The following is a 26,945-nucleotide window of genomic DNA, read 5'->3' on the forward strand; positions in this document are numbered from 1 at the left end:
AAACAGTCCTCATGAAGTTTATAAGTTTAACGGCTTTAAATCATAGGAGGTAAATGTCCGTATTCCATGTTCAATGTAATACTGGTGATATTCCGGCGGAATGTGGTTGTTGGTCACCACGGTGGACGTATAGGTCAAATCCCCCAGACGGATAAAGGAACGCTGGTCAAACTTCTTGCTGTCAATACACATGACGGTTTCATTGCAGCGGCTTGATATGGCCTTGATGATGTCTAAGACATTCATGTCCGTCAGGGTGTATCCTCCTTCTATGCTGGCCGCATCCACGGAAAAGAAGAATTTGCTCAGATAGATGTGTTCCAGTTCCTTGTTCAGGTCCTCGGGCACCGTATACATGCCGGAATTCTGCATCCGCCCGCCAAGGAACAGCAGCTGGACCGAGGTATTGCCTCCGAAGATATTGGCAACATGAAAGTTATTGGTCATGATATTCAGGTTCTGGCGCCTGGAAAGCGCCTTTGCGATGTAACTGCTGGTGGTGCCGGGGCCGAGGAAAATCCATTCCCTTTCCTTAACCAGCTGGGAGGCTGCCAGACCCACCTCTTCCTTTTCCTTATCGTAAGGGATGGCAGGGCTGTCCGTGTGCACGGACTGGAACTGCTGTTCTGGAAATACCTCTGTATTTAAGGTGGCTCCTCCGTGGTAACGGGTGAGGAAGCCGCTTTTTTCTAATTGTTCTAAATCATTCCGGATGGTTACTTCGGTTACATTTAAAAGAGTGCTGAGAGTGGCGACATCTATCTGTTTGCGCTCGAAGATGATTTCTTTAATACGGTGTAGACGTTCTGCCTTAAACATTCATGCCCCTCCCTTTCAAAACATTTTTCACTATAAAGATAACATAAGAAACGAAAAATTTCAACAAAAAAAGAAAAATAAAAACAAAAGAAAACGAAAAATAAAAAAAGAAAAAGAAAGAAAAAGCCTTGAAAAACGAAAACACATATGCTATAATGACGAAAACGAAGAAAGGAAAAAGACTTTCTTTAACGATTTGGCCAAATCAGCATCGTTTTTGTTAAAAATTTAACTGACTGGGCGCGAGGGGGATTTCCGCAGATGTCCGGGGATAAAAAGAAAGAGAGGGTTATCATGAAAAAAACATTAGCAGTTCTTATGGCATTGACAATGGCAGCTTCCATGGCTGGCTGCAACGCGGGAAGCCAGCCCGCGGCCGGGGATGCAGGGGCAAAGACTGAGGCGGCTTCATCCGTCCAGGAGAAATCCGGGACAGAGGATAAAGGAGGTTCAGGGACAGAAGGACAGGACGGGGCAGGAGCCGGAAGAGAAACCGGAACAGAAGCCGGAAGAAAGTACAGGATTGGTTTTGCCAACGCCTCCATATCCAACAGCTGGCGCGTAAAGATGCGTGACATGCTGGTGGATGAATGCGACCGCCTGGGGGTGGAGCTGATAGAAACCGATGCCCATGATGATGCCAACACCCAGAACAGTAATATAGAAGCCATGCTCCAGCAGGACCTGGATGCAATCCTGATCACACCCTGTGTTGAGGATGCGGCCAATCCAGGTATTGAGGCTGCATTTGAAACCGGAATCCCGGTCATCATCTTTGACCGTACATGTACCACGGAGGATTACACACATTTTGTGGGATATTCGGATAAGCAGAACGGCGCGGAGTGCGCAAGGATGCTGGTGGAAGCCCTGACGGAGCGCTACGGGGAGCCAAAGGGGAATCTCATTGCGCTGGACACCATGGCTGGTTCCAGTACGGACAACTTCCAGAAGGAAGGACAGGACTCCGTATTTTCACAGTATCCCGGTATCAAGATCATTGCAAGGCAGTATACGGATTTTGAGGTCAGCAAGGGCAAGAGCTTCATGGAAGACTGCCTGGCCAAATTCGGCCCCGGGGAAATCGACGGATTCATCTCACAGGACGGCGGCGTGACATTGGGAGCCGTGGATGCCATCAAGGAGGCGGGACGCGACCAGGAAGGCATCATTTTCACAAATGCAGATGGTATTAACGGCGTTGTGAAGATGATTAAGGACGGAAGCTGCGTGGGCCTGACCCAGTTCCCATGTGCGGCCAGCGTGGACGCCCTTCACGTGGCCATTGACTGTATCGAGGGAAAAGGTCCTGAGGAAAAGGATGTGATGATGGATTCCATCGTGGTCACAAAGGACAATGTGGACGATTATCTGATTCCCGACGGGGACGATTACGACTGGACTTATTAAATGGAACTGGATGCTAAGAGCATATGGATCAGAACATGTGGATCAGAACATATGAATTACCGCATAGGGGGTACATAGATGAAGATTGGATTTTGTGTTGTGAATTATTCGGAAAAGCCGCTGGAGGAAGTCCTTAAGATTGCGGCGGACAATGGCTATGACTGCGTGGAGCTGCCGGCCTATGTGGGAAACGGCCAGGTGGATGCAGAGGACATTTTAAAGAACCACAGGACAGGGGAACTGAAGAAAATGGTGGAGGGTTACGGCCTGAGCATTGCTTCCCTGAGTAATCATGCGGACTCCCCGCTGATCATGGGGCCTTACAGTGACGGGACTGTCTCTTCCTGCAAGGGGACAAGGGAGGAGAAAATCCGTTTCGGCACAGAAAGCATGATACGCTCCGCACAGCTGGCTGCGGAGCTGGGGGTTCCGGCGGTGGTTGCATTTTCCGGCATGGAGAACTACGGGCATATCAATGACTGGCCGGAGCCTGATGGATGGAAGTACGAAGAGGAGCAGTTTGCGGTAAAATGGGGCAGGGTCATGGATAAGTACCGGGAATACGGTATCAAGGTTGCATTTGAACCACATCCCAACAACGTGGTTTACGATACCCAGTCAGCCCTGCGCCTGCTGGAGGTGGTGGATTACCATCCGGCATTTGCAATCAACCTGGACCCGGCCAATATCCTGTTCTCAGGAGTGAACATCCAGACATTTGTGGATGAACTGAGAGGACGGATAGCCCTGGTCCATGCAAAGGACTGTGAAATTGTGTACCACAACCTGGCGAAGGGCGGGCTTAACATGTACATGCAGGACGGGTGGGGCCGTCTGGACCGCTCCTTCCGTTTCCGCATACCGGGATGGGGCGACGTGGACTGGAAGCGCCTGATCAGCGAACTGTTCATCACAGGATATGACGGTGTGTTTAACTATGAGCATGAGGATGTGATCATGAGCCGCGGGGACGGCGTGAAGAAAACCATTGAGTTCCTGCGTCCGCTGATGATTGACGCGCCCTACGAGGGCCGCAGCGACGCGCTGTTCACAAAATAAAGGAGAAGATTATCATGAGGAAAATGAGGGCACAGGTTCTTACAAGACCATATCACTATGAATTTTCAGAAGTACCGGTACCGGAGATATCGGATGACGAAGTACTGATTAAGATTAAATACTGCGGGATCTGCGGTTCCGACTGGGGTTCCTATACAGGGAAATATGCGGACGAGGTGGCGTGCCTGCCCCTGATTACGGGCCACGAATTCTATGGCACCATTGAGGAAGTGGGGGCTGGCGCCCAGGGGTTAAAGCCAGGGGACAGGGTGACCTGCGATATCTGTAAGCCCTGCGGCACCTGTTATCACTGCCGGATTGGGGAACCCCTTCTGTGTACGGATTTTAAGCAGATTGGGATCCATGTGGACGGCGGGTTCGCAGAATATGTAAAGGTGCCGTGGAAGAATGTGTATGTGGTCCCGGACGGGGTGTCGGATGAAAAGGCTGCATTTGTAGAACCGCTTACGGCCTGTCTTAACGCATCCAGGAAAATGGACTGCGTCATGGGAAGGAGCGTGGTGGTCATCGGCGCGGGCCTCGGCATCATCCATGCCTGTCTTGCGAAGCTGCGGGGCGCGGCGCCTGTGATTGTCATTGACGGCAATCAGGACCGCCTTATGATGGCCAGGGAAATGGTGGCGGACCATGTCATTAACTTCAAGGAGACCCCGGACGTGGTGGGGGAGGTCATGAAGCTGACCAACGGCGTGGGGGCCGACTTTGTTCTGGAAGCAGTGGGGAACTCCAAAACATATGAGCAGGCTTTCCAGATGGTCAGAAGAGGCGGAAAGGTGGAGGCATTCGGAATCTGTGCGGATGACGACTACGCCAGCCTGCCGCCGGTGCAATTCGTGCTGGAGGAAAAGAAGGTCAGCGGAAGCTGCGCCGGAATCGGATATGACTGGGGCGATGCGCTGACACTGCTTAAATATGGCCGTATCGATCCCATGCCCCTGATTTCCATGATTGTTCCCCTGGAGGAACTGGAGGATGCGGTCAATGAAATCCGCAAGAACCCGAAACTGGTCAAAGTTCTGGTAAGCCCTGAGGCGAAAGAACGGGTCATACTTTATAAATAAGCCTATAAGGGGGACATTACGAACATGAAAGAAAAAAGTGGATCCGGAATGGTGAAGAGGATACTGAATAATCCGGTCAGCGGTCCGTACATAGCGCTGATCATCCTGTTGGTAATTGCAAGCATCATATCACCTATCTTTCCGACATTTAAAAATATTACCAATATACTTCGGCAGGCATCCATTGTCGGTGTGGTCAGCATCGGTATGACCATGGTGCTGCTGGTGGGAGGGATTGACCTTTCCGTTACAAGTACCATGGCAATTGCGGCCTGCGTGATGGCAAGGATGATGGAACCGTATGTGGCAGCAGGCGGAACCGGCGTTTACATAGGACCTGTCCTGCTGGTGATGTTCTTTGGATTTGTCATCGGACTGGTTAACGGCAGTATCATTGTATGCAGGGGCGTGGAGGCCTTCATCATCACCCTTGGCACGGGCCAGGTGTTAAAGGGCCTGAACTATATCTATACCAACGGGGCGCCGGGAGGCTCGGTTTCCAAGTTCTGGTCCACCTTTGGTTCCAAGTCCCTGGGGGGAGTCATCCCCTACGCGGTGGTGCTTTATGCGGTCATCATGGTCATATTCATGATACTGCTCCACAAGACCGTATTTGGACGGCATATCTACGCCATCGGCAGCAATTCCGAGGCTGCCAGGCTCTCCGGCGTAAAGGTGAAGTTCCACAAAATCATGGCATACGGGCTTTGCGGCCTGACCGCGGCCATTGCAGGCGTGATGCTGGCTGCCAGGGTCCGGGTAGGCGAGCCCAACGGCAGCACCGGGTATGACATGGACGCCATTGCCGCGGTTGTCATCGGCGGCACCTCCATGGCAGGAGGGCGCGGTTCCCTGATCTGTACCCTGGCAGGCGTGCTGATCATGGCGGTGATGAATAATATCCTGAACCTGCTGGGAGTGAATCCTTATCTTCAGATTGTCATTAAGGGTCTCATTATTCTGGTGGCAGTATTGATTCAGAAGAAAAACAAATAATCCGAGGTGAGCATATGAGCGAATACGCATTGGAAATGCTTGACGTTACCAAGACATTTTCCAAAGTGACCGCCTTAAATCATGTGGACCTGAAGGTAAAGGAAGGAGAGATACACGCTCTCATCGGAGAGAATGGCGCAGGAAAATCAACCCTTATGAAGGTTCTGGCTGGCGTTTACCAGGCAGATAGTGGGACTGTACGCATTTTTGGGAAGGAAATGCATTTCCACAAGCCTCAGGATGCCATCGATAAGGGGATTGCCATCATCTACCAGGAGCTGAGCCTGATCCCGGATTTAAATGCGGTTGAGAATCTGATGCTTGGACATGAGATTCACAAAAACCAGTTTATTAAAAAGAAAGAGGAGGAAGCGTTTGCAAAAAAATGGCTGGACTATGTAAGCGCGGGCACCATCCCGGATTACCATGTTCCGGTGAGGAACCTAAGCGTTGCCCAGCAGCAGATGATAGATATTGCAAAAGCGGTTTCCTATCATGCAAAAATCATTGTCATGGACGAACCCACGGACAGCCTGACCCAGAAAGAGATTGACGTGCTGTTTGAAATTGTCCGGAAGCTGAAGCAGGACAATATTACGGTGATTTACATATCCCACAGGCTGGAGGAACTGTTTGAAATCTGCGACAGGATTACGGTACTGAGGGACGGGGCATTTGTGGACTGCGCCAACATTGCGGATGTGGATAAGGACTGGCTCATCGGAAAAATGATTGGGCGGGATCTGAAAGACACGTTCCCGCCGCGCCACAGGGTCCTGCCGCAGGAAGTGGTATTAGAGGCAAAGGACTTGGGCGGGGAGCATTTCCACAATGTATCCTTTTCCCTTCACAAAGGGGAAATCCTGGGCTTTTCGGGGCTGGTGGGCGCTGGAAGGACCGAGGTCATGCGGGCCATATTCGGGGCGGACAAGGTACATTCCGGGGAGCTTAAGCTCTTTGGGAAGACCGTGCACATCACCCACCCATGCCAGGCCGTGGAACTCGGCATGGGATTCGCCACAGAGGACAGGAAGGCCCAGGGGCTGTTCCTGAACCAGACAATCAAGGATAACATTGCCATCGCCTCCCCAAAACGTGTGTCCTCCAACGGGTTCATGAAGGGGAAAGAGGAGACAAGGCTGGCAAACCAGTACATGCAGGAACTAAAAATCGCGGCGCCGGATATATTCAAGGTCTGCAAATTCCTCTCAGGAGGCAACCAGCAGAAGGTGGTCTTATCCAAATGGCTGGCATCCCAATGCAGGATACTGATCCTGGACGAGCCGACCAGGGGAATCGATGTGGGGGCAAAGTATGAGATTTACCTGTTAATGGATAAACTGGCAAACGCCGGGGTTAGCATCATCATGATTTCCTCGGAAATGCCTGAAATCATGGCTGTCTCGGACCGCATCATGGTCATGCATGAAGGGACGGTGACCGGGGAGCTTTCCTTTGAGGAGTATACGGAGGAGAATATCATGAAGCTGGCCAGCGGTGAGAAGCAGGCCGGGCGGGAGTGAAGATGTTTGGATGAAATCATAAAAAGGAGAATTTGATGTATGGGATATAAAGAGACATTATTGCAGCCCATTAAGATTGGAGGCAGGGAGTGCAGGAACCGGTTTTTTGCCCAGCCCATGGAGTGTGTGGACTCGGATGCAGAGGGCAATCCCACGGACCTGACCTATGAGCGGTATGAGAACCTGTACAAGGGCGGGTTCGGCCTGGTGGACCTGGAGGCCATAACAGTAACCAATGAAAGCAGGGCCAGGAAGACGCAGCTGGAAATCATGCCCCGCAACGAAAAGGCCCTGGAGAAATTCATACGCAGGATGAAGGAAATAAACCCGGACACCATGATTGTGTTCCAGCTGACCCATTCCGGGGAAATCAGCGAGCCTGAATTTTCCAGAAGGGTTTGCGTGAAGCCGGTCCATGGGCTGGAGGGGGATATCCTGACAGAAGAGGAAGTGGACCACATCATGGACCAGTTTGCCCTGGCAGCAAAAATCTGCCAGAACGTGGGCGCGGACGGCGTGGACATGAAGCTGTGCCACGGATACCTGGGTTCCCAGATCATCCGCCCCTATAATGACAGGGACTGGAAATACGGGGGCTCTTGGGAGAGGCGTTCCGCATTCGCCTATGACCTGATGGAGCGGATCCAGAAAGCGGTTAACTATGACAGGAACTTCCTTATCGGTTCCAAGATGTCCATGTGGGAGGGGTTCCCTGGAGGATTCGGTTCAGCCGGCCCGGATTCCCCACTGATGGACATGACGGAGCCAATAGACCTGATTCAGGGCCTGGAGAAGATGGGGGCATCCTATTTTGTGGAATCATTGGGCAATGTCCACTGCAGCATGAGTTTCATGGAGGCAGCTACCAATGATCCATACTTTTCCTATCTGCACATTTACTTTGCGGACCTGATGAAGAAGGCCCTGAAGCCTGAGACTGTTGTCATCGGTTCCCATTTCTCCTCCTTCCGCGGAGGGAAGAACAAGCTGCTGTCCATTGAACCGGAGAAATCCTCCCTCTTTGCAATGGGCGCCAGATGCATTGAGGACGGCATGATGGATATGGTGGGCCTGGGACGCCAGTCCTTTGCTGATCCCCTGACCCCGTTAAAGCTGATGGAGGGCCGGGAAAATGAAATCAAATACTGTACCCAGTGCATGAACTGCGAGGAACTGATGATACGCCAGCAGCCGGTGGGATGCGTGGCATTCAACAAGCCATATACACAGAGGTTTGTGGAGATACGCAAGAAGATGGGCAAGCTTACGGAGCTGCATACCTGAGGAACGTTATAAAAATTCACATAGAAAGAAAGGCAAAGAAAATGAAAGAGTACAGAAAAGACGTATTGACAGTAAAGGATATCGCTTACATGATGGACCCCAGCGTTTTGAAGCTGGACACCACAATCCGGGATGTTGAGGCCATGGTCGAGGCATGCAGGAAATATGACTTCGGTTCCTGCTTCTGCTGGCCATGCTATTATCCGCAGCTGGTGGAGATGTTAAAGGGCACCAACACGGCGTTTGGAACCTCCCTTGCATTCCCATCCGGCCAGGAATCCACAGAGACCAAGGTGTATCTGGCCCATGATTTCATGAAGCTGAACCCGGTGGAAAATGATATGGTCATGAATGTGGGATGGCTGAAGGCCGGACTGTATGACAAGGTCCTGGAGGACATCAAGGCGGTCAGGGAAGCAACCAGGGGGACCTCCCTGAAAGTGATTATTGAAGCAATGGTTCTGACGGATGAGGAGATTGTAAAGGCATGCGAGCTGTGTATTGAAGGCGGCGCGGACTATGTTAAGACCGGAACCGGATTTTCCAAAGAGCCTACCAGCCTCCATCACGTGGAACTTATTAAGGCAACGGTAGGGGACCGTGCAAAGGTAAAGGTTGCAGGGGGCGTCCGGGATTTGAACACTCTCTTAAAGATGTATAAAAGAGGCGCGTGCAGATTCGGCATCGGACTTAGCTCTGCTGTGAAGATTATTGAGGAGGCCATTGCGCTGGGGCATGATATTGATATGTCTACGGTAGAGTGATGGGGCTGTGGCGGAGTGATGGGTCTGCGGTGGAATGATGGGTCCTGCGATGGAATGATGGGTCTGCGGTGGAATGATATATCCACGACAGGCCGATGATCGGTAAAAACTGATGGTGACAGATGCGGACAGATAGAGATGGATGAAGATGAATGAAAATGCCGCCTGTGCGGCATTTTCAGGTAAGGAGAATAGGAATATGGGAAAACTTACAGGTAAGACTGCGCTGATTACAGGCGCTTCACGGGGAATTGGGGAAGGGATTGTAAAAATTTTTGCAAAACATGGGGCTAGGCTGATTCTTTTAGATGTGTCCCCGGAAGCCAAAACACTGGCGGAAGAACTAAAATCCCAGGGATATCCCTGCGCGGCGGTCCAGGCTGATGTGCGTGATGCTGCCCAGGTGGCGGCGGCTGTTGCGGAGGGAACGCAGCAGATGGGGGAAATCGATATACTGGTCAATAATGCAGGCGTGTGCAGGCTTGGTAACTTCCTGGAAATGAGTGACGCGGACAGGGATTTCCATATTGACATCAATATAAAAGGGGTATGGAATGTGACAAAAGCCGTACTTCCCGGAATGGTGAAACGGGGAGACGGAAGGATTGTCATCATGTCTTCCGTGACCGGGGACATGGTAGCGGACCCGGGGGAGACAGCCTACGCCCTTTCCAAAGCAGCCCTGGTGGGATTTACCAAGTCCCTTGCTGTGGAATTCGCCGGCTCCGGCATCCGTGTCAACGCCATCTGTCCGGGTTATGTGCGTACTCCCATGGCTGAGAGCATTGCCCGTCAGTCAGATCCTGAGAATCCGGAATCCGTTCTGACTGAAATGGCAAAGGCAATCCCCATGAGACGGCTGGCCGCACCCACAGAGGTGGGGGAACTGGCAGCCTTCCTGGCATCGGATGAATCCAGCTATCTGACAGGTACCCAGTCCGTCATCGACGGAGGAAGCACACTGCCGGAAAGCGTCAGCGTAGGAGTTTAACTGTATGATACTATCAAAGGGCATCGTGTTTATAATGGCCCTGTTCCTGGTTGCCGGCGGTTTGGATAAAATCGCCGGCAACCGTCTTGGATTGGGACAGGAATTTGAAAATGGTTTCCACGCCCTGGGGCCGCTTGCCTTAACCATGGCGGGCATCACCAGTCTGTCCCCGCTGCTGGCCGGATGGCTGTCCGGCGTGGTGGGGCCTTTGGCTGCAAAAGCAGGGATTAACCCTGCCATGGCCCCGGCCCTCCTGATACCGGTTGATACTGGATGTTATCCGCTGGCCCATGCCATGACAACGGATGGGCTGGCAGCCGACTTCGCGGCCCTGATAGTGGCGTCCATGCTGGCAGCCAGCGTGACCTTCAGCGTTCCGGTGGCATTGACCATTATCAGAAAAGAAGACTACGGATCCATGGCAATGGGCACCATGGCGGGCCTTATTGCACTGCCTGCCGGCTGTCTGGCCGGAGGCCTGCTGCTGGGACTGCCTGTGGGCATACTGTTGCTTAACCTGCTGCCCGTAATCCTGGCTGCCCTGGTTCTGGCCGCCGGATTGTTCTGGTTCCCAGATCAGACAATCCGCTTCTTTGTACTGTTTGGAAGAGGTGTGGTAGTGGTCATTACCCTGGCATTGATAACAGCCGCCGCACAGGAAATGACAGGGATAACGGTTGTAAAAGGGATGGCGCCTTTAAAAGACTCCTTTGTCATCCTTGGGAGCATTGCCGTCATGCTGTCCGGCGCATATCCCATGATGGCGGTGATCCGCAGATATCTGAAGGGTCCTCTTGGCAGGGCGGGAAGATACCTGGGTGTCAATGAAACTGCTATGGCCGGATTCCTCTCCACCCTGGCTAATAATGTTCCAATGATGGCAATGGTGAAGGACATGGATGAACGGGGCAAGGTGCTTAACTTCGCATTTGCCACCTGCGCTGCATTTACATTGGGCGACCATCTGGGATTTTGTTCCGCGGTTGCGCCGGAACGGATTGGGGCCATGGTGTGCGGAAAACTGGCCGGAGGCGTGCTGGCGGTGGGAGTGGCTTTGTGGCTGGTAAGGGGGAAGCGGGGAGAGTAAGAAAACAAGGGAAAGTAAGAAAAACAGGGGGAAGAGGTATGTTGGGTGGGCTGGCCCCTGCAGTGGACGGGTTTCTGCAGCGGATGGGTTCCTGCAGTGGACGGGTTTCTGTAGCGGACAGGCCCCTGCAGCGGATTGGTCCCTGTGGCGGCCTGTGAAGGTGGAACTGATTATCCATCCCCGGAGATTTGGTAAAACGTTGAACATGACAATGCTCCGGGATTTTTTGATATTATGGAGGAAAGCAGTTCTATTGATTGATGAAATACAATTAGCCGGATACAATCAGCCAGGTACAATCAGCCGGATATGAGCAGCTATGAATATGGATACTATGAGTGGCCGGGACCGTTTTTCTCTAATTTTTAAGTGAGCGCAATGAAAGAAAAATCCCGCGCTGTACAGTCATTGACAGCCAGCTATGTGTGCAGTGGATTTATTTAGCGGTCCTAAATACGTAACAATAAAAGATAAAAACCACGGAGCCGGAAGGATTTAAGTCCCTTCTGGCTCTATTATCCCTTTTGTCCTGCGGTCCATCCAAAATTTAAAATGCAGTATAATTAAAAGCAGGTGCCAGGTGTTTTGATGCCCTGCTTTTTATGTATGTATTTGACCAGCAGGATACGCCGCCAATTCCCTGGCAAAAAAATGTGAGTGACAGAAGGACTCCTGCTTCAGGAGTAGTATAAACTAACCTGCATTTTCTCTAAAAACCAGGTATTGCATGTCTCCGCACCCTATTTTATAATGAAGTAGTATGTCTTAACCGCCTATAGGCAGGACGGGAAGGATTATTTATGAAAATATGCATTGACATGAACCACTGAGATGTTGATGTATGGTGAATAATGAAAAGCTGGAAATTAAGAAAGCCGGATGCTGTTTAAAGGAGCGGAACATCAAATACCAGCGGCTGGCTTAAAGGGAAGGGCATGAGGATAGGGAACTATTAAGGGGAAGGTAACAGGTATCAGTGTGAAACAGGCCGTGGGCGGACTGGAGGGTCATGTTGGCTGTTGATTGAAAAGATAAGGGCGTGCTGGTAAAACAATCCGGTCTAAACTAAACCAATCCAGTTCAATATAGCCAATCCAGCATTATCCAATCCAGAGCATTATCCAGTCCAGCATTATCCAACCCAGCCAGGTCCAATCCAGCCAGGTCAACCCAGCCATAAGTACCACCTTGGCCCATGGATATAAGAATAAAAGAGGGGGTAATCCCGTGGAGATACTTCGTGTGGCTGTCTGTGATGATGACAGGGTATATCTGGAGCAGATTGAAGAGGAAATAAAAGCATATATTGAGGGGCTGCCAGGAGCCATGGATCTGCAGATAAGCCTGTTTACCGATAGCTGCAGATTATATGAGGCGGGGATTAAGCAGCCTTTTGACCTGGCGTTTCTCGACATTGAGATGCCGGGGAAGGATGGTTTCTGGCTGGCAGGACAGCTGGGGGCCAGCTGCCCTGAAACCAGGCTTATATTTGTATCCAGCCATGAGAGCTGGGTTTTTGACTCCCATGAGTATATGCCTCTTTGGTTTGTGAGGAAGGGACTTTTAAAGCGGGATATGAACCGGGCGCTGCAGAAATATTTTCAGGTGACGGCCCGCAGGAAAATCAGTTATAAAATCCAGGGCGGCTTTGGGGCGGGGGAGGTGCTTTTGCGGGATATCTTGTACATAGAATGCAATGGCCACACATTGACATACAGGATGTCCGGCGGCGCAGAGTACTCTGTCTATGGGAGCCTGAAGCCTGTGGAGGAGGAACTGAAGGCGTATGGTTTTATCCGTATCCACCGGAATTATCTGGTGAATCAGTCCCATGTTTCCCAGATAGGGAAAATGGACGCTGTCCTTAAAAATGGTATGGTTGTTCCAGTGGGAAGGGACAGAAGAAAAGGGGTAAAGGAGATGATGATGGAATATGGAAGGAAGCGCGGCAGCCAGTTATGTGATTGATGTATTGTCCACCATCATGGCTGTGGAATATATGGACCATGGTTTTGAAAAGAAATATTCCGGCGCTGCCCGAATCATGCTGTTTGCAGGCGGATGTACTGCCTATTATGGAATCATGGCCCTGCTCAACCGTCATGCGGCTTTTGAAGGGGGCCTGGGAATCAGTTATGGGGTGGTGCTGGCAGCCTATGGCTTCATTGCACTGAATGGGAAAATGCAAAGGATCCTTGTCCACAGCTTTCTATGGGTATTGGTAGCCATCAGCAGTTCCTACATGATGTATGGGGCAATGGGGATTATCACGGGCAGTAGTCTTAATACGCTGCTGGTCATGGACCGGAGGGCTGTTGTGTTTCCGATGCTGGCGGGATGCGCCCTTAAATTCTCCATGGGACGGGCAGCCCTGGCTTTGTACGGACAGAAAAAGGGGATGGGACAGGCAGAGGATGGAATGCTGGCAGGTACATTTTTCTGCATGTTTATACTGATTCTGGGAATGTTTCTTCTGGAGGAAGGCAGACTGGACCAGAGGGGGAGATATTTTTTATCCCTTTGTATGCTGGCGGGAATCTTAGGGGTGATAGTTCTTATTGGAAGCTTTTATCACCGTCTGGAGCAATACCGGAGGGAACAGTGTGAGACGGAATTCAGAAGGGAAACCAGATTCCAGCAGGAGGAACAGATAAAGGATTTATACAGAATGGGCCGGGAGGTAAACCATCTTCGTCATGATATGAAGGGACGTCTGAATGTGCTGTACCGCCTTGTGATAAAGGAGCGGTACGACGAGGCGGCCGATTACATTGAACGCATGGGGGCAGATTTGGGCAATTATCCGGAACTGCCACAGGATACGGGGAATGAGGGGCTAAATGCAGCCTTGATTAAGGCTGTTCAGGAATGCCGGGAAAAGGGAATCCGGTTCCGGTACGTGGTCATGGGCAGACAGGACAGGATTGACAGCATGGACATGGGAACTCTTTTGTACAACCTGATTTCCAATGGAATCGAGGCCTGTATGGAGGCGGGGACAGGACGGGAATTGGAACTGGTGGTGAGGGAGGAGGAAGGAACAACAGAAATTTTCATGGAAAATACCATTTCCGGGTCCGTGATGAGGGACAATCCTAATCTGGAAAGCAGAAAACCGGAGGATCGGTATCATGGATTTGGCATGGAGACTATCCGTGGTATTGTTGATAAATATCAGGGATGCTATAGTTACCGTGAAGAGACAGGACGGTTTATTCAGGAAATCAATCTGCGGGAGGTTTCTGAATGAACCGCCCTGCTTTTTGTGTCGAAATAGTACGGTTTATGCTGTGCCAATTGTTTTTTGATGCTAAATCCGTATAATAAAACCAGAGCGTGTTTGAAAATTGCTTTCCGTCGGCTGTGCGTAATTAACGGGCGCTTTATTCACCGCTAATTAAGGTAGTACTAAGGCAGTATCCTTTTATATCTGTGTGGATTCCGAAGTGATTCTGCCATCTAAGGATACCCTGGAAAGGTATGGAAAAGGAGGAAATACTATATGACGGCTCAAAACAAAGAACCATACATGGAGTTTATGAATGAAGACTTCATGAAGAAAAATTACCCGGAAGGCTCTGTGTTCAAGGCTTACAAGAAATCCCTAAAAGGAGTCAATGCGGGGCTGGGCATGTTTTTCATGATTGCATTTCTGGCAGGGAGTATTGCAGGTCTGGCCTGGTCCATAAACAGGACATTGGAGATAATCCGGGATGCAGAGGAAAACATGCTGGGGGTTGGAATTGGGATTTGCGTCTTTTTTCTTTTGCTGGTCCTGTTATTTGGAGCGGTTATCTTTTTCATAACAAAGGACATGAGAAAAACCGTGGATGACTGGATCCGCTTTTTTGCCAAGGCAGGCGGCTTAAGCGAACAGGAGATACGGGAATTTGATAAACAGGCCATGGAGCCGGACACCTTGATCCTGAATCATCTTGGGAAGCTGAAGTCATTTACAACCGGGCAGAAGAAAGGGATATTAACCAGGGATTATATCTGCCTTTACGGCAGCAATGCGCCCAATATACTGAAACTCAGCCATCTTAAAGAAGCTTACCTGCAGGATAATACATACTATGTTAAAGTTGGGAACACCAGTAAACAGGCGCATTATCTGACCATCAATCTGAAGAACATGGATGGAAAAAACGCATGGGCAGAGACATCACTGGAAGCAGCCAGGGCGCTCCAGGAGGAATTGGAGAGCCGTTGTCCCGGGATTGACACTGCCGGAGGCGCGGTGCTGCCGGGATAGGATGAGGGGGAAATGGCATGGAACATGAAACAACGGACAGGAGAACAGTGGAAACTGAATTCAGGAAAGGCATGCTGCGTTCCAGGGTACCCATAGGGCTGATTATAACTGCCTTTGGAATAGGCATGATAGTATTGATAGGCAGCTATCTGATGAAATACTTCCGCGGGGCAATTCCGCTTCGGGAGGTGTACCGGACAGAACAGGCGGGAGAGGAATATGTAAGCTTTGATATAGATTATGTGCTGGACGTTTTCATGGAAAGCTACCGCACCCGCTATGGAGTACGGTCCAAGAGCAGCGTATATTACCTGGTGCTGGACGAGGAAGCTGGACCTGTCCCTGTCCGCGTTTCCGCGAAAATGGAGGCGGAAATGGACCGAATCATGGACGAGACCTGGGATTACTTAAGCGGTGTCCGTCCTGTTCCGCCTATTGGGATGCATGTGGAAGGAACCCTGAAAAAACTGAAGGATGATGGAAAAACATATTTTGACAGGACTGTCAGCAGTTTCAATCTGCCATCTGAAAATGAGAGCTATTACCTTTGGGCCGGTATATTGGATAATCAGTCGCCCTCCAGTGCCATGGGAACCACTGGTCTTGGGGCTGTCATCCTGTGTTTGGGGCTTTTTATCCTGGCTCCGATTCTGGGTAAGGACCATATAAAAGCAGTACAGGTATTTCTGGACAGCCACAAAAACATAACCAGACAAATGGTGGATGAAGATTTCCAAAAGGTCCGGAAGATAAGCGGCACATTCTGGCTGGGGGAAGACTTCTCATATGGAATAACGGGTAAGCCTGTAATCCTGGTGAACCAGGAACTTAAAAAGGTTTGTTTCCGGGTGCAGAGGGTTGGGCGCGGGACCAGTGAAGAATTGGTGTGCACCACGGCGGATGGTAATGAATATGGGTTCACCATGAATAAGAAAAAGGCAGATGAGGCCATAGCCCTCTATCAGGCCAGATATCCTGCCCTTAAGATGTCTTCCGGTCTCAAAGGAAGACTTATGATGATGGGGGATGGGGATACAGAAGGCGGAAGCCAGGATGCCGGGGAATGAAAGGATAGGGGTGTGTGTGGAAAGCAGGATATAGGCATTTCCTATATTGGTATATACTCTGTCAGGGCGGGTATTATTTTAAATGCCGGTTTTCGGCCTTTATATGTGTGCGTGTAAAAAGGAAGGGGATTTTCTTGTGAAAGCCAAGAAGATTCCCTTCCTTTTATGTTTATCTGATTCTGTTTATCTTAATCTGCGATTATATTATATTGCGTTTATCTTATTATGCTTACTTAACAACACGCTTATTTTGTATTAACAACATGCTTATCATGCACTATGCTTACTTTATATTATTTTATATCATGCTAATCTCACAATATGCTTATTTGCATTATGCTAATTTTATATCATGCTTACTTTATATCATGCTATTCTTACATGATGCTAATCTTATATCATGCTCATTTTTACATCATTTTATCCCAATAGCATTCATGAAGAATGAATCGTATGGGTTTGTAATGTCCTTAAATTTACTCCGGGATTCATCCGTTATTTTGCTGCTTCCTGTGAAAACTGTGTAGTAACAAGATCTTCATAGGGAACGCGCTGTGACAGCTCGCCTGCCTCTTCTAAGATATTTTCCAGAAGTTCAAAGCTTTCCTTTTCAAATACAGTGTCATCTTTCCAGGTATCCTGGTCCTTGTAGCGGCCTACGATAGTGGCGATTTTGTCTACCGGGGTCTCCTTGAACTGGGGGGCGATGGTCTTGGCGATTTCTTCGGCTGAGTGGGAGTTCACGTAGTCCATGCCTTTTTGGATGGCATTTGTGAACTTCTGGATTAATTCCGGGTTTTTCTCCATATAACTCTTCCTTGCACAATATGCGGTATAGGGCACGTAGCCGGATTCCGTTCCAAGGGATGCCACAACGCTTCCGCTGCCTTCGCTCTCCAGGGTGGTTGCAAACGGTTCAAATTCCACGGTGTAGTCAGCGTCGTCGCTGGTAAATGCAGCAGCGGTCAGCCCGAAGTTGATGCTCTGGTCAATTGTCAGGTCTGTCTTGGGGTCAAGGCCGTGTTTCTTGAGGATATACTCAAATACCATCTGGGGCATGCCTCCCGCACGTCCACCAAGGACTTTCTTACCTTTCAAGTTTTCCCATTTGAAATTATCTTCCGGCTGGCGGCCCACCAGGAAGTTGCCTGCACGCTGGGTCAGCTGGGCAAAGTTCACGGCGTAGTCCTGGGAACCTTCTTGGTACACATAGATGCTGGCCTCGGAACCCATGAAGCCAATCTGCGCATCGCCGGAGATAAGGGCGGTCATGACCTTGTCTGCCCCTGCGCCGTTGACCAGGGTCAGGTCGATGCCTTCGTCCTCAAAGTACCCAAGCTCAATGGCTGCATACTGTGGGGCGTAGAAGATGGAGTGGGCTACTTCGTTGAGGACCAGGGGCGTGTTGCCGGAGGCTGCCCCGCCCGGAGTTTTTGAACAGCCGGTAAGGGCAGCGGCGGCCAAGGCTCCTGCCAGTAGGATGCTTATAAATTTTTTCATAGATACTCCTTGTATTTGTTGGGGTTTAGTATAGTTTATTAAGGGGGACGGGCGGGGGTGAGGGAAAATGTGAAAATGTCAGGATAAGAAAGGGGATATACAGGTAAAAAACTAAATCTTGTGGTATAATGTTGTAAATATATGTATTTAGTAACGGAGATTCAGGCGAAGACATCCCTGACAGGTACATTTCGAAGGATGATAAGGAGGAAATGATGCAGCTTCCATCTTCAGAAACAATCGATATTGAATATTTGGGCAGATTGTTTGACAAGAAAAGTGAATCATACAAATTATTCTGGTTTTTGGCTATTGTAGATAAAGTCAGTAGTGGAAAATCCTATTTGATATACGATGAGCTGATTAACCGGATGATTGCAGATTCATGGTATATGGTTACGGAATTCAGGCTGAATCTGGGGCCATCCGATACCCTGGAAGCTCTTGTAAAATATATTTACCAGATAAGCGGACTTAAGTCAAATGAAGAACCAGATGTAATACTCTCTTTTTTGAACCGGCTTAATGATAAGAAGGTGGCTGAAATGAAGCGGACCATTACACAGAATGTTCCATACAGGCTTCAGGCCCCCTTTACAAAACAGATAACCAATGATATGTGGAAGGGTTCCAGAAAGAAACTGGCAAAAAAGTTAAATCAGGAAAAGCGGTTAATATATTATTTTACTGAGCTTGCCGGAATGAAGACTGCTATCGAAATACAGCCGGAGTGGTGTGACTACATCAGTAAGAATAAGGAGATATTAAGAGGCTGGGTGAGGTACAATCTGATTATGTATCTGCAAAGACGGAATCCCAATGTACCGGGAATTGCAGAGAAACTGGATATACCGAAAAGAAGACGGCTGAATCTGGTCATTCAATACTGGAAGAAGATTATTGAAATAAAACCGGTCAGCGAAATATATTTAAACCAGTCACTGACAAGCAAAAATATATCTATTGACCATTTTGTTCCATGGTCTTATGTGGCTCATAATGAATTCTGGAACCTGCATCCCACGACAAAGAATATTAACAGCCAAAAGGGAAATAACCTGCCGGATTGGGACATATATTTCCCGGCGTTATGTAGGAAAGAATATTTTTCTTATAATATGATGTGGGAATATGAGATGGTTCACGAAGCATTCGAAAAATGCAGGAACGTACATATTAACAGCGATGAGGTTTATATGAAGCTATATAAACCGGGATTGAATGAGGACGAGTTCCGTAATAATCTGGAGAATATCATGCTCCCGGTATATAAATCCGCTCAGAATGCTGGATTTAGAGGATGGAACTTGAAGAGCATTTAGTAGATTATGCAGCAATGGATTTATTGATTATTCAGTTGGGATGAGAGGAGTAATAATAAACAGATGAAAGATTCATTAGAATATTATAACCTGCACGCAAAAGAGTTTTTTGATAACACAAGGGACGTTGAGTTTACAGAGATGCAGAACCGGTTTTTAAAATATCTGGATTCCGGAGCCAGGATACTGGACTTTGGATGCGGATCTGGCAGGGATACAAAGTATTTTCTGGGCAAAGGCTTTAAGGCAGATGCAGTGGACGGTTCGGAGGAGCTGGTTAAGATAGCATCGGAGTATACCGGCGCCAGGGTCAGACAGATGTACTTCCAGGATTTAGATGAATATGAAATATACGATGGTATCTGGGCCTGCTCCTCCATTTTACACCTGACATACAGTGATTTGACTGAAGTGTTTGTGAAAATGGCCCGTGCGCTGGTTCCTCATGGGATTCTGTATACATCGTTTAAATATGGAACGGATGAAGGGGAACGGAACGGGCGCTATTTTACGGATATGACTGAGGATAAGATGAAACGGCTATTAGATGCTGCCGATGTATTTTCAGTTGAGGAAATGTGGGTGACATCTGATGTAAGACCGGGGAGAGATGAAGAGAAATGGCTGAACATGATTTTGAGGAAGAAGTAAGGGGCAGAGGTGATATGCAGTTTGATATCGGGCCATGTGAGGTGATGACAGGGGGAATGGATAAAATCCGATTCCTTTTGTACCAGTTAAGGCTCAGTATGATGAAGGCAGGGCATATAGATATCATTGTGTCATTTCTCATGGAGTCAGGTGTGAAGATGATTCTGGATGATCTGGAACAGGCTCTGGAACGTGGCGCAAAAATCAGGATATTAACGGGCAATTACCTTGGCATCACGCAGCCAGGGGCATTGTATCTGATAAAGGATAAGTTAGGGGACCGGGTTGAACTTCGCTTTTATAATGATAAGGGCCGTTCATTCCACCCCAAAGCCTATATTTTCCGCAATGGGGATTGGGGAGAAATCTATATAGGTTCGTCCAATATATCCAAGAGTGCGCTTACATCAGGAATTGAGTGGAATTATCATTTTGACAATAGACGTGATGGTTATAATTTCAGGCAGTTTTATCATACATTTGAGGATCTGTTTTATAACCATTCCATCATAATAAATGACCAGGTCCTGAAGCAATATTCAAAGGAGTGGAAAAAACCGGCAGTCCAGCGGGATTTGGAACGGTATGACAGTCTTGGCAATGAAACGGAAGGTGAAGGAGGATTTGAACCAAGGGGAGCGCAGATTGAAGCTTTGTATGCATTAAAATGCAGCCGCAGGGAAGGTGCAGAGAAGGGATTGGTCTATGCGGCAACCGGCATAGGAAAGACGTATTTGGCAGCTTTTGATTCACTTGACTACGAAAAAGTCCTCTTTGTGGCACACAGGGAGGAAATATTGAAACAGGCGGCTGAGAGTTTTCGGAATGTGCGGCATTCGGATGATTATGGATTTTTTACCGGTCAGGACAAATGCATTGGAAAGGCGGTAATCTTTGCATCGGTATCAAGCCTGGGAAAGCCGGCTTATCTGAATGAGGGGTATTTTTCCAGGGATTATTTCGACTATATTGTGATTGACGAATTCCATCATGCGGTGACGGACCAGTATAAACGGATTATGGAATATTTCAGGCCTAAGTTCATGCTGGGGCTGACAGCCACACCAGACAGGATGGATGGAAGGAATATATATGAATTGTGCGATTACAATGTGCCATATCAAATCAGTTTAAAGGATGCGGTTAATAAAGGCCTGCTGGTACCATTTCATTATTATGGTATTTTTGATGAGACAGTGGATTATTCCGGGATACACAGGGTTAAAGGAAAATACGCTGAGGAAGAGCTGACTAAGGAACTGCTGGTCAACAGAAGGTATGAATTGATTTACAAGCACTATATGAAATACCGCTCAAAAAAGGCATTAGGGTTCTGTTGTTCCCGTAAGCATGCGGAGCAGATGGCAAAAGAGTTCTGTCTTAGGCATATTCCGGCTGCAGCAGTGTACAGCGATTCAGACGGTGAATATGCGGAGGAGAGAGGTGAAGCCATAAGAAAACTCCGGGCTGGTGAGATAAAGGTTATTTTTTCAGTGGATATGTTCAATGAAGGACTTGATATCAGTGAGATTGATATGGTCATGTTCCTAAGACCAACGGAATCGCCAGTGGTATTCTTGCAGCAGCTTGGCCGCGGGCTTCGTAAAAGCAGGAATAAAGAGTATCTGAATGTACTGGATTTCATAGGAAATTATGAAAAGGCAGGCTCTGCCCCCTTCTTATTAAGTGAAAGGCCTTATTCCAGCGCCGAAGCGGAACGGATGCAGCAACAGGATTTTGAGTATCCGGATGACTGTGTGGTGGACTTTGATATGCGCCTGATTGATCTGTTCCAAGAGATGGCTAAGAAAAGGGCTAAGAAGGAAGAGCGGGTCCGGGGAGAGTATTTCCGCATTAAAGAGCAGCTGGATGGCAGGGTGCCCACCCGGATGGAGCTGTTCACATATATGGAGGATGAAATCCTGCAACTGTGCGGGAGCTTGAAGAATAGCCCGTTTAAACATTATCTGAGATACCTGGACGGGCTGAATGAATTGGGGGACAGGGAACGTATTATTTTCCAGGGGATTGGGAATGAGTTCCTGGAGTTACTGGAAACCACCCAGATGTCAAAGTCTTATAAGATGCCAGTATTGATGGCTTTTTATAATGATGGGGATATTAAGACGGCGATTGATGAAGATGATATTTACCGCAGTTATATGGAGTTTTATCATACAGCGAATAACTGGAAGGATTTGGAAAGAGATAAAGGGACCAGTGATTTTAAATCATGGGATAAGAAACGCTGCGTCAGCGAGGCATTAAAGAATCCGGTAAGGTTTTTGATGCAGTCCGGCAATGGATTTTTTGTGCAGGAAAAAGGGGCGGTGCTGGCGTTGAATCCGCAGCTTCATGAGGCGGTACGGCTGGATGGGTTTGCGGAGCAGATGAAGGATGTGATTGAGTATCGGTCGATGGATTATTATCGGAAGCGGTATGAAGGGGCATCAAACTAAGGCAATTCTTTTAAAATCGGCATATGCGGAAGATGATAATATTGAACTGTCAACATATGTAAGTAATAAAAAACCGATTTTTGCGGAATGATTGAAATTGAAGGTGGGATTTGTGTGGAAAAGAGTACCGGCACCTTTAGCAATGTAAATCCTTCCATGGGAAATTGTCTGGAGCCGTGGTGACGATATTCCATGCTGGTTGGAGCAGGAAGTTTTATGATTTTCAGGATAGAATATAAGGCCAGACAGACAATGATGCATTTTTTCACGTACTTATCTCAATAACAAAGGAGCTTTCCATGCACATCCTAATTGCCGAAGATCACCCCGACCTCCAGAAAATCCTAACCCTCTATCTGCAGAAAGAGGGCTATCAGGTATCCGTTGTATCCAACGGACAGGAGGCCATAAACTACCTTCTGGAGCACAGCAGTCCCGGGAAGCCGAAATCCTTAAAAAAGCCGGGGTATCAAAAAACGGCCCCTGAAAAACCGGCCTGTCAGAACCCGGAAAGCCAATTACCATTTGCCCCGCCAACTATTGCTTCATCAAGCACCGCGCCACCACCCATTGCGCCGCCAACTACTAATCCACCCACCATCCCCGACCTCCTAATCCTGGACTGGATGATGCCGGTCCAGGATGGCATCCAGACCTGCCGTGAAATCCGCGCCCTGAACCTTCCAATCAAAATCCTGATGCTGACCGCAAAGGGGGAAACAGAGCATGAAATCCTGGGGTTAACCAGCGGGGCAGATGACTATGTGCGCAAGCCATTCGACATCAAGGTGCTTCTCCTGCGCATAAAGAAGCTTTGCCGTCTGGAAGGTATCCTGTGCTGCGGGGACATTTCCCTGAACCAGGAGACCTTTGAGGTAAGGAAAGGCGGCAATCCGGTAGTCCTGACCAGGACGGAATATGAACTGCTCCGTTATTTCCTGAACAACCAGCGGATTATCCTGACCAGGGAGCAGCTGTTAAACCATGTATGGGGAATGGACTTTGAGGGCGACAGCCGGACCGTGGATACCCATATCCGCAGGCTACGCAGGAAAATCGGAGAGGAGTATATAAAGACCCGCATCGGAATCGGCTATGTCATAAGTGACAGGAAAGATTAAATAGAGCATCCGGTGATTTCACTGGATACATTGTGGGAGCATCGGGAGTATGAAATTTTTGCTGTATTTTATGTAGATGAGGTGGAATGGATACAGGAAAACGGCCAAATGTATCAGGTTCTGCATAGAAAAGGTGTAAGTAAAGCCAAGGCAGCTTATGCTTTCAAAGAGTCGGAAGAGTATGATACTGGAATCACACCGGAATCAGATTGCCCTATTAAAATAGTGCAGAAAAGATAGTCTTTAATGGTATGGAAATCTAATAGTGATAAATGGTAAATATTCTAATTCAGAAGTTAAGTTATGGGAAATGCCGCTCTCTCACGTTGATATGGAGATGCGGCATTTCCTGTTCTATTTTTAAGTGCCTGCCAAATCAGTTAATAAGGCAATATCTTCTTTCAACTGTTCCAAAAACGCCTGGGCAGCTTTTGAAAATGGTTGGTATTTTTTCCAGACAATATAGACCCCGGCGTTTAGTCCTGGCTTAAAGGGACGAAAGCACAATTTACTGTCAGAAGTACCAGTAAACAAATCAAAATCAATACAGATAGAATACCCCATTCCGTCTGCAACCATAATCGTAGCATTATAGGGCAAATCTGTTGTGGCTATAATGTTCAGTTTCTCTGGCATTTCGCCAATCCATCTGGTTAAGAATCCATATTCCATAAACTGTCTTGGCATAATAAGTGGAAGACCCCGTAAATCTTCCGGGCAGATTGCATCTTTTTGTGCAAGAGGATCGTCTTTCCTCATAATGACCCCACAAGATTCCGCAGCAGGCTGATAGAGAAAATCGTATTGATTCACATCCACCGGCTCAATCAGAAGGCCAAAATCAAGAAGCCCTGCTTCCAGCCGTTCCAATATTTCCATGCTGTTGCCGCTATAGATATGAAAACAGATGTCGGGATGTTTTTCTGTCAGATGTCTGGCGGCTGTAGAGAAATAATGGAATGAGTCGAATTCTCCGGAACCAATATATACCTCTCCGCTGACGGCTTCCTCTCTTTTTGCTAATTCAGATTCCGTCTTCTTGACTAATGTTAAAATCTCATCTGCGCGTTTTCGCAGTAAAATACCGTCTTCCGTAAGGGTAATATTCCGATTGCTGCGGATAAACAGCTGCTTGCCGACTTCAAGCTCCAGCTCTTTCATCTGCCTGGATAAGTTTGGCTGTGTCAAATGCAGAGTATTGGCTGCTCCCAGAATACTTCCTTCCCGTGCTACAGCCAAAAAGTAGCTTAATGTGCGTAATTCCATAATTTTGTATGCTCCTTCCGCGAAATATCCTGAAGCTATCGTGTTATAGTGATTATAGTATCAGAAAAAGATATACTTATCAAGTATATCTGGATATAAAATACAAGTATTTGATATATCAACGATTTTCTATTACAATGATTTCAGAGGTGATGGATATGTCTTATTTACCGCTTAATAGAAGGGACCTGGCGCAGACACTAACCGATTCCTGTTATCCGCCTGAAAAGATACAGCAATTTCTGGAGGCATATGATAACGGACAAATGAAGGAATTAATTTCAGTTTTGTCTGCACACCGGAGAGCTCTTCTAAATAAGATTCATGAGCGACAAGGGAACTTGGATTGCCTGGATTATCTGATTTATCAGTTAAAGCAGCAGTCTGAAACAGCAAACAAAGAGAAATCATAGGAGAGGTTCATATTTATATTGATGGGAGAGGGTCATATGGTAAAGAAGAAAAATCTGAATTATGATGAAGTGGCAAAGAATATTATCGCTAATATAGGCGGTAAAGAGAATATCAACAGCGTCCGCCATTGCATTACCCGTGTTCGTTTCCGGCTTAAGGATGAAGGCAAGGCCGACGATGGGATTGTGAAGAATCTGGAAGGGGTGCTTTCCGTTGTTCATGGAGGCGGAGAATATATGACGGTCATTGGCGATGCGGTGGAAGATGTGTATGATGCGGTCTGTGTGCAGCTGGGAATGCAGGATGGAGCTGGAAGCGAAACGGAAGCAGAGGAAGAAAAGAAAGTGAATCCGGCCATGCGTGTACTGAATATGATCGTCGGCGCTGTTCTTCCCTGCCTGAATATGATCTGTGCAGGCGGTATCATAAAAGGATTGCAGACAGTACTTCAGATGACTGGCATGATTCAGTCCGGAAGCGGACTGGATTTAATCATTAGCGCAATGGGAGATGCAATATTTTTCTTCCTTCCGGTTTTCCTGGGAATGAATCTGGCAAAGACGTTAAAGGGGGATGGATTTTTGGGTGCCCTCATTGGCGCAATCCTCTGCTATCCCACGATTAACGGTGTGAACCTGGAATTGTTTGGACATACAATTAACGCCACATATACCAGTTCCTTTCTGCCGGTTATCGCAGTTACGGCCGTTGCGATTCCGCTGGCAAGATGGTTAAACAAATACATACCCAAAGTGGTTGCCAATTTCGTGACACCGGTAATTACCCTGGCGGTTGTTATCCCGTTTGGATTTACCCTGATTGGACCGGCCGTCAATCTGGCGGGCAGTCTGGTGAACACGGGGATTACCGCCTTGCTGGATACAGTTCCGCTGCTTGCCGGTATTATATTTTCCGCATTGTATCAGGTTATGGTTTTATTTGGTATCCACACTGCGCTGACATCATTTTCTTTCATGAGCCTTCTGGAAGGAAATCCGGACGCAGTCATGGCAATGTCCTGCCTGGTCTGCTTTGCACAGACTGGTGTTGTATTGGGGATTTACTGCAAAACCAGGGATAGGAAGCTGAAATCCATTGCGCTCCCGGCGTTTATTTCCGGTCTGTTCGGGATTACAGAACCAGCCATTTATGGAGTGACTCTTCCACGCATTAAAATGTTTGTATTGTCCTGTGCCGGAGCGGGTATTACCGGGGCCATCATTATGCTGACAGGTACGAAAATGTATAGTTTCGGTCTTGGGGTATTTGCTGTCCTTGGAATGGTGAATCCGGAAGCTCCGAACTTTATCCCTCCGCTTCTGGCCGTTGTAGTTCCGTTTGTGGTATCATTTATGCTTGCTTACGTTTTACATAAAGATGAGGCAGTCCATGCTTCTGACTCTGCACAGATAACGCCAGGCAGCGAAACAGCAGTCCATGAGAAACTTATCATCGAGTCTCCTGTACCGGGAAAGGTTGTTTCAATCAGCCAGGTACCTGATGAAACATTCTCCAGCGGTATACTTGGTAAGGGATTTGCGGTTGAACCTTCAGAAGGAAAAGTGTATGCGCCGTTTGACGGTACCTGCGTAACCATATTTGAAACCTTACATGCCATGGGCCTGGAATCAGGCAATGGGGTCAGCCTGCTGATCCATGTGGGACTTGAAACGGTTGGACTGAACGGGAAACCATTTAAGGCCCATGTCGGTAATGGAGATAAAATTAAAAAGGGACAGCTGCTGCTGGAGTTTGATATAGATGGGATTAAGGCTGCCGGCTGCCCGGTTATTACACCGGTATTAGTTGCCAATGAAAGCGAAGTTGGCAAAGTTGAGATAGAAAATGATAAAATTGTGATTGGAGGCTAAGAAT

At 48.1% G+C, this 26,945-nt stretch carries 21 protein-coding genes; 18 read left to right on the forward strand and 3 right to left on the reverse strand.

Going from position 1 to position 26,945, the window contains the following annotated elements:
* Positions 1 to 18: 18 nt before the first annotated feature.
* Positions 19 to 819, reverse strand: a complete 801-nt coding sequence (locus tag MCJ35_RS03515; protein WP_025482969.1) for a DeoR/GlpR family DNA-binding transcription regulator — start codon at positions 817 to 819, stop codon at positions 19 to 21.
* A gap of 294 nt (positions 820 to 1,113) precedes the next feature.
* Between MCJ35_RS03515 and MCJ35_RS03520 the strand changes: the two genes are divergently transcribed.
* From MCJ35_RS03520 to MCJ35_RS03580, 13 genes are all read left to right on the forward strand, one after another.
* Positions 1,114 to 2,229: a substrate-binding domain-containing protein gene (locus MCJ35_RS03520; RefSeq protein WP_227796359.1), complete on the forward strand. Its 1,116-nt coding sequence runs from the start codon at positions 1,114 to 1,116 to the stop codon at positions 2,227 to 2,229.
* A gap of 78 nt (positions 2,230 to 2,307) precedes the next feature.
* Complete coding sequence (locus tag MCJ35_RS03525; protein ID WP_025482967.1) at positions 2,308 to 3,288, forward strand: sugar phosphate isomerase/epimerase family protein; 981 nt, start codon at positions 2,308 to 2,310, stop codon at positions 3,286 to 3,288.
* A gap of 14 nt (positions 3,289 to 3,302) precedes the next feature.
* Complete coding sequence (locus MCJ35_RS03530; protein WP_025482966.1) at positions 3,303 to 4,370, forward strand: zinc-dependent alcohol dehydrogenase; 1,068 nt, start codon at positions 3,303 to 3,305, stop codon at positions 4,368 to 4,370.
* Positions 4,371 to 4,394: 24 nt separating this feature from the next.
* Entirely contained in the window at positions 4,395 to 5,366 is a 972-nt protein-coding gene (locus tag MCJ35_RS03535) for an ABC transporter permease (protein ID WP_034576220.1), read from the forward strand.
* 14 nt (positions 5,367 to 5,380) lie between these two features.
* Positions 5,381 to 6,889 carry a sugar ABC transporter ATP-binding protein gene (locus tag MCJ35_RS03540; protein WP_025482964.1) on the forward strand — a complete coding sequence of 503 codons (1,509 nt, stop codon included), beginning with the start codon at positions 5,381 to 5,383 and terminating at the stop codon, positions 6,887 to 6,889.
* 39 nt (positions 6,890 to 6,928) lie between these two features.
* The gene (locus tag MCJ35_RS03545) at positions 6,929 to 8,173 is read left to right on the forward strand and encodes an oxidoreductase (RefSeq protein WP_025482963.1); all 1,245 of its coding nucleotides are present in this window, start codon (positions 6,929 to 6,931) and stop codon (positions 8,171 to 8,173) included.
* A gap of 41 nt (positions 8,174 to 8,214) precedes the next feature.
* Positions 8,215 to 8,937: a deoxyribose-phosphate aldolase gene (deoC, locus tag MCJ35_RS03550; RefSeq protein ID WP_162158513.1), complete on the forward strand. Its 723-nt coding sequence runs from the start codon at positions 8,215 to 8,217 to the stop codon at positions 8,935 to 8,937.
* Positions 8,938 to 9,136: 199 nt separating this feature from the next.
* Positions 9,137 to 9,928, forward strand: coding sequence for an SDR family oxidoreductase UcpA (gene ucpA / locus MCJ35_RS03555; protein WP_025482961.1), 792 nt, complete (start codon positions 9,137 to 9,139; stop codon positions 9,926 to 9,928).
* A 4-nt stretch (positions 9,929 to 9,932) separates the two neighbouring features.
* Entirely contained in the window at positions 9,933 to 11,015 is a 1,083-nt protein-coding gene (locus MCJ35_RS03560; protein WP_025482960.1) for an ethanolamine utilization protein EutH, read from the forward strand.
* Between the two features lie 1,227 nt (positions 11,016 to 12,242).
* Positions 12,243 to 12,983: a LytR/AlgR family response regulator transcription factor gene (locus tag MCJ35_RS03565; protein ID WP_025482959.1), complete on the forward strand. Its 741-nt coding sequence runs from the start codon at positions 12,243 to 12,245 to the stop codon at positions 12,981 to 12,983.
* Positions 12,949 to 14,265: a GHKL domain-containing protein gene (locus MCJ35_RS03570; RefSeq protein ID WP_025482955.1), complete on the forward strand. Its 1,317-nt coding sequence runs from the start codon at positions 12,949 to 12,951 to the stop codon at positions 14,263 to 14,265. Before MCJ35_RS03565 ends, MCJ35_RS03570 begins: the two co-directional genes overlap by 35 nt.
* 252 nt (positions 14,266 to 14,517) lie before the next feature.
* Positions 14,518 to 15,270 (forward strand): hypothetical protein, encoded by a 753-nt coding sequence (locus tag MCJ35_RS03575; protein ID WP_025482953.1) that lies wholly within the window; start codon positions 14,518 to 14,520, stop codon positions 15,268 to 15,270.
* Positions 15,271 to 15,287: 17 nt separating this feature from the next.
* Positions 15,288 to 16,337, forward strand: a complete 1,050-nt coding sequence (locus tag MCJ35_RS03580; RefSeq protein ID WP_025482952.1) for a DUF6709 family protein — start codon at positions 15,288 to 15,290, stop codon at positions 16,335 to 16,337.
* Positions 16,338 to 16,832: 495 nt separating this feature from the next.
* On the opposite strand, the gene MCJ35_RS03585 is transcribed toward MCJ35_RS03580, so the two are convergent.
* Positions 16,833 to 17,837, reverse strand: a complete 1,005-nt coding sequence (locus tag MCJ35_RS03585; protein ID WP_025482950.1) for an ABC transporter substrate-binding protein — start codon at positions 17,835 to 17,837, stop codon at positions 16,833 to 16,835.
* Between the two features lie 344 nt (positions 17,838 to 18,181).
* On the opposite strand from MCJ35_RS03585, the gene MCJ35_RS03590 reads away from it, so the two are divergent.
* The 4 genes from MCJ35_RS03590 (at position 18,182) to MCJ35_RS03605 (ending at position 23,390) form a co-directional block, all read left to right on the forward strand.
* Positions 18,182 to 19,159, forward strand: a complete 978-nt coding sequence (locus MCJ35_RS03590) for an HNH endonuclease domain-containing protein (RefSeq protein WP_353656059.1) — start codon at positions 18,182 to 18,184, stop codon at positions 19,157 to 19,159.
* 63 nt (positions 19,160 to 19,222) lie between these two features.
* Positions 19,223 to 19,810 (forward strand): class I SAM-dependent methyltransferase, encoded by a 588-nt coding sequence (locus MCJ35_RS03595; protein WP_008722084.1) that lies wholly within the window; start codon positions 19,223 to 19,225, stop codon positions 19,808 to 19,810.
* On the forward strand, positions 19,780 to 22,269 hold the full coding sequence (locus MCJ35_RS03600; RefSeq protein WP_025482946.1) for a DEAD/DEAH box helicase family protein: 2,490 nt from the start codon (positions 19,780 to 19,782) through the stop codon (positions 22,267 to 22,269). The genes MCJ35_RS03595 and MCJ35_RS03600 overlap by 31 nt, the downstream gene beginning before the upstream one ends.
* Positions 22,270 to 22,568: 299 nt before the next feature.
* Complete coding sequence (locus MCJ35_RS03605) at positions 22,569 to 23,390, forward strand: response regulator transcription factor (RefSeq protein ID WP_240299358.1); 822 nt, start codon at positions 22,569 to 22,571, stop codon at positions 23,388 to 23,390.
* 360 nt (positions 23,391 to 23,750) lie between these two features.
* Here the strand turns inward: MCJ35_RS03605 and MCJ35_RS03610 are convergent, their stop codons facing one another.
* The gene (locus MCJ35_RS03610) at positions 23,751 to 24,656 is read right to left on the reverse strand and encodes a LysR family transcriptional regulator (RefSeq protein ID WP_025482943.1); all 906 of its coding nucleotides are present in this window, start codon (positions 24,654 to 24,656) and stop codon (positions 23,751 to 23,753) included.
* 449 nt (positions 24,657 to 25,105) lie between these two features.
* Here MCJ35_RS03610 and MCJ35_RS03615 point away from each other — a divergent pair, with 449 nt between their 5' ends.
* Complete coding sequence (locus MCJ35_RS03615) at positions 25,106 to 26,941, forward strand: glucose PTS transporter subunit IIA (RefSeq protein ID WP_025482941.1); 1,836 nt, start codon at positions 25,106 to 25,108, stop codon at positions 26,939 to 26,941.
* Positions 26,942 to 26,945 lie beyond the last annotated feature (4 nt).

The organism is Enterocloster sp. OA13 (assembly GCF_022440595.1).
Classification (GTDB): domain Bacteria; phylum Bacillota; class Clostridia; order Lachnospirales; family Lachnospiraceae; genus Enterocloster; species Enterocloster hominis.

Coding starts and splice junctions, on each gene's coding strand:
- MCJ35_RS03545 (WP_025482963.1), top strand. CDS start 6,929: ATGGGATATAAAGAGACATTATTGCAGCCCATTAAGATTGGAGGCAGG.
- MCJ35_RS03585 (WP_025482950.1), bottom strand. CDS start 17,837: ATGAAAAAATTTATAAGCATCCTACTGGCAGGAGCCTTGGCCGCCGCT.
- ucpA (WP_025482961.1), top strand. CDS start 9,137: ATGGGAAAACTTACAGGTAAGACTGCGCTGATTACAGGCGCTTCACGG.
- MCJ35_RS03605 (WP_240299358.1), top strand. CDS start 22,569: ATGCACATCCTAATTGCCGAAGATCACCCCGACCTCCAGAAAATCCTA.
- MCJ35_RS03615 (WP_025482941.1), top strand. CDS start 25,106: ATGGTAAAGAAGAAAAATCTGAATTATGATGAAGTGGCAAAGAATATT.
- MCJ35_RS03570 (WP_025482955.1), top strand. CDS start 12,949: ATGGAAGGAAGCGCGGCAGCCAGTTATGTGATTGATGTATTGTCCACC.
- MCJ35_RS03530 (WP_025482966.1), top strand. CDS start 3,303: ATGAGGAAAATGAGGGCACAGGTTCTTACAAGACCATATCACTATGAA.
- MCJ35_RS03600 (WP_025482946.1), top strand. CDS start 19,780: ATGGCTGAACATGATTTTGAGGAAGAAGTAAGGGGCAGAGGTGATATG.
- MCJ35_RS03520 (WP_227796359.1), top strand. CDS start 1,114: ATGAAAAAAACATTAGCAGTTCTTATGGCATTGACAATGGCAGCTTCC.
- MCJ35_RS03575 (WP_025482953.1), top strand. CDS start 14,518: ATGACGGCTCAAAACAAAGAACCATACATGGAGTTTATGAATGAAGAC.
- MCJ35_RS03560 (WP_025482960.1), top strand. CDS start 9,933: ATGATACTATCAAAGGGCATCGTGTTTATAATGGCCCTGTTCCTGGTT.
- MCJ35_RS03515 (WP_025482969.1), bottom strand. CDS start 819: ATGTTTAAGGCAGAACGTCTACACCGTATTAAAGAAATCATCTTCGAG.
- MCJ35_RS03535 (WP_034576220.1), top strand. CDS start 4,395: ATGAAAGAAAAAAGTGGATCCGGAATGGTGAAGAGGATACTGAATAAT.
- MCJ35_RS03580 (WP_025482952.1), top strand. CDS start 15,288: ATGGAACATGAAACAACGGACAGGAGAACAGTGGAAACTGAATTCAGG.
- MCJ35_RS03595 (WP_008722084.1), top strand. CDS start 19,223: ATGAAAGATTCATTAGAATATTATAACCTGCACGCAAAAGAGTTTTTT.
- deoC (WP_162158513.1), top strand. CDS start 8,215: ATGAAAGAGTACAGAAAAGACGTATTGACAGTAAAGGATATCGCTTAC.
- MCJ35_RS03525 (WP_025482967.1), top strand. CDS start 2,308: ATGAAGATTGGATTTTGTGTTGTGAATTATTCGGAAAAGCCGCTGGAG.
- MCJ35_RS03610 (WP_025482943.1), bottom strand. CDS start 24,656: ATGGAATTACGCACATTAAGCTACTTTTTGGCTGTAGCACGGGAAGGA.
- MCJ35_RS03540 (WP_025482964.1), top strand. CDS start 5,381: ATGAGCGAATACGCATTGGAAATGCTTGACGTTACCAAGACATTTTCC.